The organism is Nitrospirota bacterium, assembly GCA_037386965.1.
GTDB lineage: Bacteria > Nitrospirota > Thermodesulfovibrionia > Thermodesulfovibrionales > JdFR-86 > JARRLN01.
This window is the reverse complement of the sequence record JARRLN010000061.1, coordinates 1-13,467: the sequence shown is the minus strand read 5'-3', so window position 1 is coordinate 13,467 and position 13,467 is coordinate 1. Positions and strand designations below refer to the sequence as shown.

Genomic DNA, 13,467 nt, shown 5'->3' with positions numbered 1-13,467 from the left:
GCATTTTGTGATTGACCAGGAGCTTGTCTTTCTCGCGGGTGACCTCTCCGTGATGCGATTTGGTCTCTATAAGGAAGACCTGATTCTTCTCGTTTATGATTACGTGGTCGATGTTGCCGTAGGGGCTCTTGATGTCATGGAAGACGACATGGTCGTCGGACAGCTCTCGCAGGAGGGCCCCGATCCGCTCCTCGGCCCTTGCGCCCTTCGACTCCCTTCGCTCATGCTCTTCGTAATAGTGCAATTCCTTCTTCATATGGGACCACATCGCCTTGAAACCTATCGCAAGAACCGCAAACGTTACCAGACCGGCGCTGAGGGAATCGAACATGGTGTAGACGATGGCGGCGAGGGTGAGAACACAGACTGCCGTCACCAGGTTCTTGCCGAGGTGGTAATTTCTGGCCCTTCTGAAGCCGGACCTGCCTGCTTCGCCCTTTTCAATGGCCATGTCCGTTTCTCCGCGTTGGAATATTTGCTGATCCATTGTAGCCTTCTGGCCGCTCGGCGCGTGAGACGGAAATCACAAAAAGGTGACTGCAGCATATTTGGGATTTCCAGAAGGGGCAAAAGGCAGGGCGGGGGTTTTGTCAAACCGGTTTGCGAGGGCCGGTGCCACGGGCTATAATCGGCATATGACGGTCTCATATCGCCGTGTCCTCGCCAGGCGTTAAGATGGAGGGAAAGGGGAGGTGCCCATGAAGATAACGGACGTTCTCAGCAAGAGGGACAGGGGTTTCTCCTTCGAGTTCTTCCCTCCCAAGAGCATCGAGGGGAAGGAGGACTTCATGGGTGTGGTCGGCACGCTGGCCGCCCGCGGCCCGGTGTATGTGTCGGTCACTTATGGGGCCGGCGGGAGCACCCGGGACAGGACGCGGAACGCCCTCCTTTGGATTACGGAGGAGACCGACCTCGCCGTGATGAGCCATCTCACCTGCATCGGGGCCGAAAGGGCCGAGCTTGAGGACCTCCTCGGGGACTACAAGCGCTTCGGCGTAGACAACATCCTGGCCCTTCGGGGCGACCCGCCCAAGGACATGTATGATTTCAGACCGTCGGGCGAGTTCCGGTATGCCCTGGACCTGGTACGCTTCGTCCGGGAAGTAGGGGACTTCTCCGTGGCCGTGGCTTGCTATCCGGAGGGGCACCAGGAGTCTCCCAGCCTGCAAAAGGACATCGAGTACACCAGGATGAAGGTGGACGCCGGGGCGGACTTTGCCATCACCCAGATGTTCTTCGATAACCGCTACTACTATGATTTCCTGGACCGCGCCCGGAAGGCCGGCATCACGGTGCCCATCTTCCCGGGCATCATGCCGGTAACGGACTTTGAGAAGATACGGAAGTTCGCGGGCTTCTGCCACGCCACCATTCCCCCGAAGCTGGAGGAGCTCTTTGCCCCCGCCCTGGGCGACCCGGAGGAGAGCATGAAGCTCGGCGTGCACTACGCGGTGAGCCAGTGCGAGGACCTGCTTGGTAACGGCGTGCGCTACCTGCACTTCTACACCCTGAACAAGTCCGACGCGGTCCTGAAAATCCTGGACGGCCTCTCCCCCCACTTCACATGAACAAAGAGAAGGGCGGCTCCCCCGAGAGGGGCCGCCCTTCTTCCGTGCTCTTTGACGGCTTCTTAGAAGAGTCCCTTGACCTTGCCGCTCTTGGCGTCCACGTCCACGCGCCTGTAGGCGGGGTCGGAGCCGGTGCCGGGCATGAGCTTTATGTCGCCGGCCACCGGGACCACGAACCCTGCGCCCTTGTACGTGAGGATGTCGCGGACGAAGAGCTTCCATCCGGCGGGCACCCCTTTGACGGCGGGGTTGTCCGAGAGGCTCAGGTGGGTCTTCACCATGCAGGTGCCGAGCTTGGAGATGTCGGGGTCGCCCTCCATGCGCTTGGCCTTCTTGAGGGCCTCGGGGGTGTACTCCACGCCGTCGGCGCCGTAGACCTGCTCGGCTATCATCTCGATGCGCGTCCTCAGGGGGGTGGAGAGGTCGTAGAGGAGCTTGAACTCGTTGGGCTCGTTGCAGGCGTCCACGACGGCGTCGGCAAGCTCCAGGGCACCTTCGCCGCCGTGCTGCCAGTGGGTGGAGACGGCCACCCGGGCCCCGGCCTGCTCGGCCAGCCGGCGGACCGCCTTGATCTCGTTTTCCGTGTCCGTGTGGAAGGCGTTGATGCAGACCACCGGGTTGATGCCGGCCTTCTTGATGGTATTGATGTGATGGATGAGGTTCTTCGTGCCTTCCTCGACCCAGCCCACGTTCTCCGCCTTGTACTCCTCGGGCATGGGGCGGCCCGGGACGGGGATGGGAGCGCCGCCGTGGCACTTGAGGGCGCGGATGGTGGCCACGAGCACCGCGGCGTGGGGCTTGAGGCCGGAGAACCGGCACTTGAGGTTCCAGAACTTCTCAAACCCGATGTCCGCGCCGAAGCCGCTCTCGGTGAGGTGGTACTCGCCGAGCTTCAGGCCGATGCGGTCGGCGATGATGGAACTCTGGCCGATGGCTATGTTGGCGAAGGGGCCGGCGTGCACCAGGACGGGCTGCCCCTCGATGGTCTGCATGAGGTTGGGGTTGAGGGCCTCCACCATCCAGGCCGTCATCGCCCCGGCCACCTCCAGGTCCTCGGTGGTCACCGGGTTGCCCTGCTTGTCGTAGGCCACGACGATTCTGCCCATCCTGGCCCGCATGTCCGCGAGGTCCTTGGCCACCGAGAGAATGGCCATCACCTCGGAGCTGACGGCGATGGCGAAGCCCGAGTCCATCATGAAGCCGTCCATCTTGGTCCCCCTGCCGATGACGATGTTCCTCAGGGTCTGGGCGCAGAAGTCGATAATCCACTTCATCTCCACGTTGCGGGGGTCGATGTTCAGGCGCCGGAGGTTCCGCTTGGCAAGCTGCTCGTCGGAGTAGTTGAACTCGTGCTGCATCCGGGAGGTCAGGGCGACCATGGCGAGGTTATGGGCGTTCATGATGGCGTTGATGTCGCCGGTCAGCCCCAGGGAGAACGGCGTCAGAGGAATGCACTGGCTCAGGCCGCCGCCGGCAGCGGAGCCCTTGATGTTCATGGTGGGACCGCCGGAGGGCTGCCGGATGGCGGCGACGACGTTCCTGCCCCGCTTCCCGAGCCCCTGGGTCAGGCCCATGGTGGTGGTGGACTTGCCCTCTCCCAGAGGGGTCGGAGTGATGGCGGTGACGTCGACGTACTTGCAGTCGGGCTTGTCCTTCAGGCGGCCGAGGATCTTCGCGAAGTCCAGCTTCGCCACGTAGTGGCCGTGGGGCAGAAGCTCCTCTTTCTCAAGCCCGAGCTGCTCCCCCAGCTCGTAGACCGTCTTCATGCTCTTCTCGGCTGCTTCGGCAACTTCCCAGTCGGCGTGCTTCGTTGGGTCCAGCGGCATCCAGTCCTCCTTTCGGGTCTCAGAAGTCTTTGTCAGACGAAGAATGTATCAAACCGAGAAACCGGACGTTTCTCAGTAGTTAATAAGGGCGTCTATGAAACGCCGGTTCATGTGCCTGAGGTTCTTGCTCATGATGATGGCGATTTTCTTGACGATCTGGAAAGCGAGGGCCACGTTTTCCTTCTCCAGCTTCCAGAACTCCTCCTTGGGCAGAAGAAGAAGCTCCGAGCCTTCCAGTGCCTTTGCCGAGGCCTCGTGCACCGTCTTTTCCATGATGGAGAGCTCGCCGATGAAGTGCCCCTGGGCGAAGACCGCGAGGCGCTGTTTCCAGCCGTCGGCCGTCACCTTGGATATCTCGACCCTCCCGGAGCGGATGAGATAGATGCCCCGCGTGTCCTCTCCTTCGGTAAACAGAGTGTCGCCTTCTTTCAGCTCGATTTCCTCGATGACCGGCACCAGGCTTTGCAGTTCGGATAACTCTATGTCCTCGAACAGCCTTTGGTGTTTCAGGTCTTCCGCGCTTGTCATGGCTTTTCCCCCGTCTCTTTCTCGATTTTTACTGCACATGCCTTGAACTCGGGGATCTTCGCGAAGGGATCCGTGGCGTCGTTGGTGATGACGTTTGCGGCGGCCTCCCGGTAGTGCATCGGGATGAACACCGTGCCCTCCGGCACGCGGCCGGTCACCCGTGCCCGGATGCCGATGCTGCCGCGCCGCGAGGTGACGGTCATCCGATCGCCGTCCTGGAGGTCCAGCGCGAGGGCGTCCCGGTCGTTGACCTCGGCGTAGGCCTCGCCCGCGTGGGCCTCGATGGCCTGCACCCGACGGGTCATGGAGCCCGTATGGTATTGGAAGAGGTTTCTTCCGGTCGTCAGGACGAAGGGATAGCCGCCGTCCGTGGGCTCCGCCCCCCGCGTGCAGGCCGCAGCCGCGAAGAGGGCCTTGCCGCGGGGGAATCCGCCCCTGTAGAGGTGCTCCGTTCCGGGATGGTCGGCCGTGGGACAGGGCCACTGGATGCCGCCGTGCCGGAGGCGCTCGTAGGACATCCCGGCCAGGGCCGGCCAGAGGGTGCCGATTTCGGCGAAGACGTCTTCGGCCGAGGCGTCCCCAGCAGGGTAGCCCATGCGGCCCGAGAGGTCCTTGATGATGTTCAGGTCTTCCCGCGCCTGCCCCGGTGGGCGCACCGCACGGCGCAGGAGCTGCACCTTCCGCTCCGTGTTGGTGAACGTGCCTTCCTTCTCCGCGAAACATGCCGCCGGCAGCACCACGTCGGCCAGGGCCGCCGTCTCGGTAAGGAAAATGTCCTGGACCACCAGGAAATCGAGGCTTTCGAGCGCCTTTACCGTGTGCCCCATGTAGGCGTCGCTCAGGACGGGGTTCTCGCCCATGATATAGAGGGCCTTGAGCTTCCCCTCAAGGGCGGCCGGCGTCATCTCGGTGGATTTGAGCCCGGCTTTTCCGGAAAGCGGCCTCCCCCAGGCGGCCTCGAATTTCTCCTTCGCCCGCGGGCTCTCCACGTCCTGATAGCCGGGGTAGACGTTGGGCAGGGCGCCGGAGTCGCAGGCCCCCTGCACGTTGTTCTGCCCCCTCAGCGGGTTCAGCCCCGCATGGGGCCTTCCCAGATTGCCGGTCAGCAGGGCCAGGTTGCTCAGGGCGCTCACATTGGCCGAGCCGTGGGAGTGCTGGGTGATGCCCATGGTGTAGAAGATGCCGGCCCTGCGGGAGCCGCCGTACATCCGGGCCGCGCGGACGATGTCTTCCTTGGGCACGCCCGTCGTGGCCTCGGCGGCCTCGGGGGTGAACTCGGCGATGGACTCCGCCCAGACCTCGAACCCTTCGGTATGCTGTTCGATGAACTCCTTGTCGTGCAGTCCCTCCTTGAGGATGACGTTTGCCATGGCATTCAGCAGGGCGATGTCGGTGCCGGGCGCGAGCTTGAGAAAGACGTCGGCGAACCGCACCATGGGGATGCGGCGGGGGTCGGCGACGATAATCCTGGCCCCCCGGCGGCGGGCCTTGAGCATCTTGTTGGCGATGACCGGATGAGTCTCCTTCGTATTGGAGCCGATGATGAAGATGACCTCGGTCTTCTCGATGCCCTCGATGGAGTTGGTCATGGCTCCGGAGCCCAGGGTGGCGGCCAAACTGGCCACCGTGGGGCTGTGTCAAAGGCGCGCGCAGTGGTCGACGTTGTTGGTGCCCACCGCCGCGCGGATGAACTTCTGGAAGAGGTAGTTCTCCTCGTTGGTGCACCGGGCCGAGGACAGCCCGCCCAGGGCGTCGGCCCCGTGGGCCTCCTTGATTTCCCCGAGCCTCCGGGCCGTGTAATCCAGGGCCTCCTCCCAGGTGGTCTCCTCGAAGGTGCCGTTTCGCTTGATGAGGGGCGTGGTCAGGCGGTCGGGGCTGTTGATGAACTCGTAGCCGAAGCGCCCCTTCACGCAGAGCCATCCCTCGTTAGGGGAGGACGCTGGAGAGCTCACCCGGATGACCTCGTTGCCCCGCACGTGCAGCGTGAGCGTGCAGCCCGTGCCGCAGTAGGTGCAGACGGTATTGACCTTCCTGACGCCGTGCTGCCTTCCCTTGCGGGACCACATCTTCCCCGTGAGGGCCCCCGTGGGACAGATGGCCACGCACTGGCCGCAGAACTCGCAGTCCAGGTCCCGCTCGAAGGGGGGGCAGACCTTGGCGGTGAACCCACGGTAGGCGAAGTCGATGGCCTCCACGCCCTGCACCTCGTCGCAGACCTTGACGCACCGGCCGCAGAGGATGCACTTTTCCATGTCCCTCTCGATGAAGGGGTTGCCGTCCCTGTGCTCGTAGGTGCGCCTTTCCCCCGCATAGGGGTTTTCCTCCAGGCCGTAGTAGTAGGCGAGCTCCTGCAAAACGCAGTCGCCGGCCTTCTCGCAGACCATGCAGTCGTTGGGATGGTCCGAGAGGATGAGCTCCAGGACGGTCCTTCTCAGCTCCTCCAGGCGGGGCGTATGGGTTTGCACGTCCATCCCCTCGTTGACGGGGGTGGTGCAGGCCGTCACCGGCCTGGGGATGCCCTCTATCTCCACTACGCAGAGCCGGCAGCCGCCGAAGGGCGTGAGCTTGGGGTGGTGGCAGAGGGTGGGGATGAAAATCCCCGCCCTGGTCGCCGCCTCCAGCACGGTGGTGCCGGGCGCGGCCGAGAGAGGATTGCCGTTTATGGTCAGGTTTATCATCTTAATCCCTCGCCACTGCATTGAATTTGCATACATCGAAGCAGGCCCCGCACTTTACGCACAGGGACTCGTCGATGACGTGGGGCTTCTTCTTCTCCCCGGAGACGGCCCCCACCGAGCATGCCCTCAGGCAGGCCCCACAGCCCTTGCAGAACTCTTCCAGGACCGTATAGGTGAGCAGCTCCTTGCAGACCTTGGCCGGACAGCGGCCTTCGAGGTGGGCCTCGTACTCCTCCCTGAAATACTTCAGGGTGCTCAGAATCGGGTTGGGCGCCGTCTGGCCCAGGCCGCAGAGCGAGGCGGACTTTATGTCGTTGCTGAGCCTTTCCAGAAGCGGGATGTCCGACTCCTTGCCCCTGCCGGAGGTGATTCTCTCCATTATCTCCAGCAGCCTCTTGGTGCCCACCCGGCAGGGCACGCACTTGCCGCACGATTCGGCCTGCGTGAATTCCAGGAAGAACTTGGCCACGTTCACCATGCAGTCGTCCTCGTCCAGCACGACCATGCCGCCGGAGCCCACTATGGAGCCCACTTTCGCGAGCGACTCGTAGTCCACGGGCGTGTCGAGAAGGTTGGCGGGAATGCAGCCCCCCGAGGGGCCGCCGGTCTGCACGGCCTTGAGCTTCTTGTCCTCTATGATGCCGCCGCCTATGTCGTAGATGATCTCGCCGAGCCTGATGCCCATGGGCACTTCTATAAGGCCGGTGTTCTTGACCTTGCCGGTGAGGGCGAAGACCTTGGTGCCCTTCGACTTTTCGGTGCCGTAGGACGAGAACCACTGGGCGCCGTTTCGTATGATGTACGGTATGTTGGATAACGTCTCCACGTTGTTTATCACGGTGGGCTTGCCCCAGAGGCCGCTCTGGGCGGGGAAGGGCGGCTTGGCCCGGGGCATCCCGCGCTCGCCCTCGATGGAGGCGATAAGGGCGGTTTCCTCGCCACAGACAAAGGCGCCCGCGCCCAGCTTTATCTTGACGGTGAAGCTGAAGTTGGAGCCGAAGATGTTCTCGCCCAGGAAGCCCTTCTGGTGGGCCTGCTCGATGGCGAGCTTGAGCCTGTCGACCGCGGCGGGATATTCAGCCCTGATGTAGACATAGCCCTCGCTCGCGCCGATGGCATACCCTGCTATCATCATTCCTTCGATGATGGAATGCGGGTTGCCTTCGATGAGCGAGCGGTCCATGAACGCGCCGGGGTCCCCCTCGTCGGCGTTACAGACCATGTACTTTTTGTCGGAAGCCGACTTTTTGCACAAATCCCACTTCAACCATGTCGGGAAGCCCGCCCCGCCCCTGCCGCGAAGCCCCGATGCCTTCATTTCGGCTATCAGGTCTTCGGGCGTCATCTCCTTCAGGACCTTCTGTATGCCGCCGTAGCCGCCGACCTTCATATAAGCGTCAATGTCTTCGGGGTCTATGGTGCCGCAATCGACGAGAAGTATCTTCTGTTGTTTTTCATAGAAGGCATAGTAGCTGTCGTCGATGAGCCATTTCCGCACGGGCTTGCCGCCGATGAGATGGTCCTCCACTATCCTGCGTGCCATCTCCGGCTCCATGCCCTGATAGGTTATGCTCTCATCGCCGTCCACGACATCGACGAGGACGTCCCGTGCACAGAACCCCCTGCAGCCGACCTTCTGGTAGTGGCACGTGAAATCCACGTCCACGTCCACGCAGGCGTCGTTGATGGCCTTCTTGAAAGCGGCGATGACCTCTTTGCCGCCCGCGGCGAGGCCCCCGGTGCCGATGCATACCCGGACGATTATCTTCCTTGAGTTATCCTTCTGTTTCTGCGTCGTCATAATGAACCTGGCAGGTTTCGTTTCTGAGCCTCTTCAGCAGTTTGGAGGCGCTTTTCAAAGTCATATCGGCGTAGACTTTGCTGTTGACAAGGACCACGGGCGCGATGCTGCAGGCGCCGACGCATCTGACCGTCTCCAGGGTGAACATCTTATCGGTTGTCGTATCTTCACCCGGCGCCAGGCCGAGGTCCCTGTGCAGCTGCTCGGCGATTTTGGTGCCTCCCTTCACGTGGCAGGCCGTTCCGCAGCACACGGAGACTATGTTTTCGCCCCTGGGCTTGAGATGGAACTGCGCGTAAAAAGTGGCCACGCCGTAGAAGTGGCTGCGGGGAATGTCCAGCCTGTCGGCTATCCAGTTGAGGGCCTGCTCGGGTAGATACCCGAAGTGCCCCTCGACGTCCTGAAGGATGGGTATGGTGCTTCCGGGATTCGAACGGTACTTCTCCACCAGGGCCGAGAGCGTCTCATGCTGCTCCGCCGAAAGGGTAGTGGTCTCCTGTTCAGATGGCATAGTCATTGTCCGTTATCTTTTCCTCGGGGAAGAGTCAGACGATTATCATAACCGACGGAAAAGCCGATTATCAAGGATTATCGCCTCTCTCCCCTCACGTTTCCGGCCCGGGCGCCCCGTTGGCAAAAGTCTGCCGAAGCGCCTTCGGACGGGGTGAACATGGATATTTTAACATTGTGAAATTTCTCTTGACAAAGCCCGTATCCTGTTATAACCTATGTTACATAAGAATCATTCTAAAAGAGTCTGGCGAAAAAGGCACGATGAGCGACAAGGCGAAAGAGCGGGGCTTCAAGAGAACCCCCCAGAGGCTGGCCATACTGCGCTACCTGGAGGGAAACACCGGACATCCCTCGGCGGAGGAGATTTACAGGGCCGTCAGGCGGAGGTTTCCCACCATGAGCCTGGCCACTGTGTATAACACCCTGGAGACCCTGAGGGACCGGGGCGAGCTCCTGGAGCTTTCGATAGACCCCCGGAGGAGGCGTTACGACCCCGGCACCCACGAGCACGACCACGTCATCTGCACGTTCTGCGGACGGGTGGCCGACATCCCCGAGCGGTGCCGCGTGGAGGTGCCCCGGGGGCAGCCGGAGGGTTTCGTCATTACGGGAAGCCACGTTCAGTTTCGCGGGCTCTGCCCCGACTGCAGAAAACGGAAGGAGGTGTGAGGGATGGCGGTTTTCGTGTGCGAGAAATGCGGTGCCACCAAGGAGGCCCGGTGCAAGCCCAAAAAGTGTCCCTCTTGCGGAGGGTCGGGCACCATGGTAAAGAAAGGATAGCGGACGATGAGTTCCCTAACCGAGGCCGGCGAGCCGGTGGTGGAGAAGATACCCGGAGGGTTCCGGGTGGACGGACTGGAGCTTCGCAGCGGTAAATGCGGCTGCACATCCGTTGCGCGCTGCTGTTACTCCCTCTCCAGGGTCAAAAGAAGGAGCCCCGGGCTCATCGAGTTTACGGCCAAGATGACCGACCCGGAGACCAGGGACCTTTTTGACTGGGGGTACACGGTCGGCAAGGGCGCCCTCACCGTAGCCGTCTCGGTGCAGGATGCCCGGGACAAGGAGATCTACTCCGGCTTCATTCCTCCTCCAGTTCGGGAGTGGGAGAGGAGGGGATGGCAGGTCCTTGAGAGCCATGGACAGCGGGAGGACGGCATCGTGTGGCGGTGCGCCATGAGCAAGTGGCTATATAAGGAAGACGCACAGGGAGTACGCTTCGAGGAACTGCCCGATGACTGGACGTGTCCACGGTGCGGTTCTCCGAAGAGTGGATTCGAGAAAATATCCTGAAAGGAGGATGCCGTATGCCGAGCACGGAGCAGAACCTGAAGGACGCCTTCGCCGGAGAGTCCCAGGCCAACAGGAAATATCTCGCCTTTGCCGATAAGGCCGAAAAGGAGGGCTACAAGCAGGTGGCCAGGCTTTTCAGGGCCGCGGCCCAGGCAGAGACCGTTCACGCCCACAACCACCTCCGGGCCCTGGGAGGTATCAAGAGCACCGGGGAGAACCTCAAGGAGGCCATCGGAGGGGAGAGCTACGAGTTTCAGAGCATGTACCCGCCCATGGTCGAGGAGGCCGCGAAAGAGGGCAGGAAGCAGGCGGAGCAGTCCTTCACCTATGCCAACGAAGTGGAGAAGATTCACGCCGACCTTTATAAGAAGGCCCTGGAGAACCTGGGCAGGAACGAGGAAGTGGACTACTGGGTGTGCTCCGTGTGCGGAAACACCGTGGAGGGCGAGCCCCCGGACGTATGCCCCATCTGCAAGTCGAAGAAGGAAGCGTTCAAGAAGGTGGCCTGACTTGAGCAGGGGAGACTGGCGTATTGGCGCGCAAGAGGGATTTCCCATCCCCCTTGCGCATCCCCCTGACTTTGCGCATGGGGGACTGGCATCCCCCCTGCGCATCCCCCTGAAAGACACATAAGGTCGAGTCTCTCTCCCTTTGTCTAGCCACCTGGCAAGGAAAGTTCCTTCATCCATCTGCGCGGGCGCTTGGCCACTCCCCCCTCCGATGGCCCGCTCAAGAAAGCATGGTTTTTCCGGGACTGAAGCGTTAGAATAGAAAACCTTGCCGCACCGGAGGGTCGGAGAAATGAGTCTGCGCATTCTGGTAGCCGGTCTGGCCGTTTTCCTCGTGGCCGGGTGTGTCTCCTCCCGGCAGTACAAGGCCCGTGTCGCGGAGGTGGGCGAGCTCAAGACGGAGGTCTCCACCCTCTCGGGACAGCTTGAGGCGACCAAGAAACTCTGCGATGAGGACCGCGCCGCCCTTGCCCAGGCGAACGACCGTCTGAAGGGGAAAGTCGCCGAGCTCGGCGAGGCCAACGCCCGTCTCACCCGCGCGATGGAGGACGACCGCACGGGACTGTCCGCCGATATAGCCCGTCTGGAGTCCGAGGTCAGACAGCAGAAACTGCGGGTGGAGGAGCTCAAGCAGAGCCTGGCCCGCCGCGAAAAGGAGGTGGAGAGCCAGAAGGCGGAGCTTGACCGTCTGAACGAGGAGCTTCTGGAGGCCCACCAGGAGAAGAAGGCGGCAGTCAAGGACCTCACGGGCACCTATGACGCCCTGGTGGGGGAGCTTCAGGGGGAAATCGACCGCGGCCGCGTCGCCATCAACCAGCTCCGCGACAGGCTCTCGGTGAGCATGGTGGACAAGGTCCTCTTCGATTCCGGAAGCTCCCGTGTGAAGCCCCAGGGCAAGGAGGTCCTCGGCCGTGTGGCCGGCATTCTCAGGAAGGTGCAGGACAGGCAGATCCGTATCGAAGGGCACACGGACAATGTCGCCATCGGCCCGGAGCTGAAGAAGATATTCCCCACCAACTGGGAGCTCTCCACCGCGCGGGCCACGAATGTCGCGCGTTATCTCCAGGAGCGCGGCGTCAACCCCCGGCTTCTGAGCGTGGCGGGCTATGCCCAGTATCACCCCGTGGCTTCCAACGATACGGAAGAGGGCAGGGCCAGGAACCGCCGCATCGAGATTGTCCTGGTCCCGCTCGAGCCCGAAGAGGCGGCCCCGGACCAGGCCAGATAATTCCTCGGAGTCACGGGAGCCGGAGCTCCGGAAGGCCGCAGCCGGACTTTCTATGTGCGGTTACGGAAGAAGAATCTTCACGGACTCCATGATGAAGATGCCGCCGAAGACAAGCATCACAAGGCCGGAGACAAGGTCGACCTTGCGGGCAAGGCCGGCTCCGAACGCCCGCACCCCCTTATGGGAGAGCAGGGAGAGAAAACTCAGCCAGACGAGGTCACAGAGCCAGTGCACCACCGCAAATAGCACAACGCCCGCCGTGCCGAAGCTCACTGCGCCCGCCACCAGGGTAAGGCCGACCGTGGCCCACCAGAGAAGAAAGTAGGGGTTTCCCGCGCTCAGCACCATGCCCGAAACAAGCGAGGACGCCCCGCCCGCCTCTCCGCCCTCGCTCCGTCGGCCCGTGGGAAGCACAAGCCCCTTGGCCAGGAAAATGAGATAGCCCCCTCCGGCCAGGCCGATGGCGACCCGCACCCCCTCGGCCTTGAAAACCGTGCTCGCCCCCAGGGCGATGAGGGGGAACTCCACGACGCCGTGGCCCAGGGCGGCGAGCACGCCCGCCAGGCGGGACCTGCCCCCTTGCTGCACCACGGCCGCCGTCAAGGGGCCGGGCGAGAGCGCGCCCGACAGGGAGACGGCAGCGGCGGAAAAAAGGAAAACCACGAGCCCCTGCTGCTGCATCTCACCATTTTAGCCCGCCGGGGGACCCGGGGGAAAGCCGGCCTTTGCGCGCCAGCTTTCGGCTCAACAAGCGGGCCTGCGCCGGGGGAAATGTCTCAGGGCCTGAGAATTTTCTCCGGCACCTCCGCACGCCGCCTCCTTTGCCAGATGCCCACCTGCTTTTCCCCTTCGACCAGGGCAAAGACCGAGGCCGCCACGAGGACGATGCGCACCCAGTCCCAGAAGCCCACGGGGGCGGAGCCGAAGAGCCGCTGCACGGGCGGCAGATAGGTAAAGAGAATCTGTGCCCCGAGCACGAGGGCTATGGAGACGTGCACGGCGCGGTTGCCCAGAAGCCCCTCCCGGGAGAGCACAGGCTCCCGGAGGGAGCGGGTGCTCAGGAGGTAAAAGACCTCGAACATCACCAGCGCGTTGACCGCCACGGTGCGCGAGGACTCGATGCTTACCTCATGGAGCCTGTCCCAGAGGAACAGCCCGAAGGTGCCCACGACGATAATGATGGAGACGAAGGCGATGCGCCAGAGGAGAAACAGCGAAAGGATGGGCTCCCCCGGGTCCCGCGGGGGGCGCTTCATCACGGCTCGCTCGGCGGGCTCGAAGGCCAGGGAGAGGGCCAGGGTAACGGCCGTTATCATGTTGACCCAGAGTATCTGCACCGGCGTAATGGGCAGGACGCGGCCCGCCATGATGGCCGCGACGATGATGCCAGCCTCCCCGCCGTTGGTGGGGAGGATGAAGGTGATTGCCTTCTTGATATTGTCATAGACCGTCCGGCCTTCCTCCACTGCATGGGCGATGGAGGCGAAGTTGTCGTCGGCAAGCACCATCTCGGCGGCCTCCTTGGC

Annotated in this window: 14 protein-coding genes; 6 read left to right on the top strand and 8 right to left on the bottom strand. The window is 62.6% G+C overall.

The features are described from left to right. On the bottom strand, positions 1 to 451 hold a 451-nt coding region (locus P8Y39_09570), incomplete at its 3' end, for a nuclease-related domain-containing protein (protein ID MEJ2192576.1). 247 nt (positions 452 to 698) lie between these two features. Between P8Y39_09570 and metF the strand changes: the two genes are divergently transcribed. Next, positions 699 to 1,568 (top strand): methylenetetrahydrofolate reductase [NAD(P)H], encoded by an 870-nt coding sequence (gene metF, locus P8Y39_09565; protein ID MEJ2192575.1) that lies wholly within the window; start codon positions 699 to 701, stop codon positions 1,566 to 1,568. A gap of 62 nt (positions 1,569 to 1,630) precedes the next feature. Here the strand turns inward: metF and P8Y39_09560 are convergent, their stop codons facing one another. The 5 genes from P8Y39_09560 to nuoE form a co-directional block, all read right to left on the bottom strand. Further along, positions 1,631 to 3,394 (bottom strand): formate--tetrahydrofolate ligase, encoded by a 1,764-nt coding sequence (locus P8Y39_09560; GenBank protein MEJ2192574.1) that lies wholly within the window; start codon positions 3,392 to 3,394, stop codon positions 1,631 to 1,633. Positions 3,395 to 3,466: 72 nt separating this feature from the next. Next, on the bottom strand, positions 3,467 to 3,922 hold the full coding sequence (locus P8Y39_09555; protein ID MEJ2192573.1) for a cyclic nucleotide-binding domain-containing protein: 456 nt from the start codon (positions 3,920 to 3,922) through the stop codon (positions 3,467 to 3,469). Next, complete coding sequence (gene fdhF, locus P8Y39_09550; protein MEJ2192572.1) at positions 3,919 to 6,621, bottom strand: formate dehydrogenase subunit alpha; 2,703 nt, start codon at positions 6,619 to 6,621, stop codon at positions 3,919 to 3,921. Before fdhF ends, P8Y39_09555 begins: the two co-directional genes overlap by 4 nt. After that, positions 6,602 to 8,401: an NADH-quinone oxidoreductase subunit NuoF gene (gene nuoF, locus P8Y39_09545; GenBank protein MEJ2192571.1), complete on the bottom strand. Its 1,800-nt coding sequence runs from the start codon at positions 8,399 to 8,401 to the stop codon at positions 6,602 to 6,604. The genes fdhF and nuoF overlap by 20 nt, the downstream gene beginning before the upstream one ends. Continuing rightward, positions 8,376 to 8,912 (bottom strand): NADH-quinone oxidoreductase subunit NuoE, encoded by a 537-nt coding sequence (nuoE, locus tag P8Y39_09540; protein MEJ2192570.1) that lies wholly within the window; start codon positions 8,910 to 8,912, stop codon positions 8,376 to 8,378. The genes nuoF and nuoE overlap by 26 nt, the downstream gene beginning before the upstream one ends. Positions 8,913 to 9,175: 263 nt before the next feature. Here nuoE and P8Y39_09535 point away from each other — a divergent pair, with 263 nt between their 5' ends. The 5 genes from P8Y39_09535 (at position 9,176) to P8Y39_09515 (ending at position 11,941) form a co-directional block, all read left to right on the top strand. Further along, positions 9,176 to 9,583: a transcriptional repressor gene (locus tag P8Y39_09535; protein ID MEJ2192569.1), complete on the top strand. Its 408-nt coding sequence runs from the start codon at positions 9,176 to 9,178 to the stop codon at positions 9,581 to 9,583. Between the two features lie 3 nt (positions 9,584 to 9,586). Next, positions 9,587 to 9,694, top strand: coding sequence for a rubredoxin (locus tag P8Y39_09530; GenBank protein MEJ2192568.1), 108 nt, complete (start codon positions 9,587 to 9,589; stop codon positions 9,692 to 9,694). 6 nt (positions 9,695 to 9,700) lie between these two features. Further along, the gene (locus P8Y39_09525; GenBank protein ID MEJ2192567.1) at positions 9,701 to 10,204 is read left to right on the top strand and encodes a rubredoxin; all 504 of its coding nucleotides are present in this window, start codon (positions 9,701 to 9,703) and stop codon (positions 10,202 to 10,204) included. 14 nt (positions 10,205 to 10,218) lie between these two features. Next, positions 10,219 to 10,713, top strand: coding sequence for a rubrerythrin family protein (locus P8Y39_09520; GenBank protein MEJ2192566.1), 495 nt, complete (start codon positions 10,219 to 10,221; stop codon positions 10,711 to 10,713). Positions 10,714 to 11,005: 292 nt separating this feature from the next. After that, positions 11,006 to 11,941 carry an OmpA family protein gene (locus tag P8Y39_09515; GenBank protein MEJ2192565.1) on the top strand — a complete coding sequence of 312 codons (936 nt, stop codon included), beginning with the start codon at positions 11,006 to 11,008 and terminating at the stop codon, positions 11,939 to 11,941. 60 nt (positions 11,942 to 12,001) lie between these two features. Here P8Y39_09515 and P8Y39_09510 read toward each other — a convergent pair whose 3' ends face one another. Both P8Y39_09510 and P8Y39_09505 read right to left on the bottom strand, forming a co-directional pair. After that, entirely contained in the window at positions 12,002 to 12,622 is a 621-nt protein-coding gene (locus P8Y39_09510; protein ID MEJ2192564.1) for a LysE family transporter, read from the bottom strand. 95 nt (positions 12,623 to 12,717) lie between these two features. Next, on the bottom strand, positions 12,718 to 13,467 hold a 750-nt coding region (locus tag P8Y39_09505), incomplete at its 5' end, for a cation transporting ATPase C-terminal domain-containing protein (protein ID MEJ2192563.1).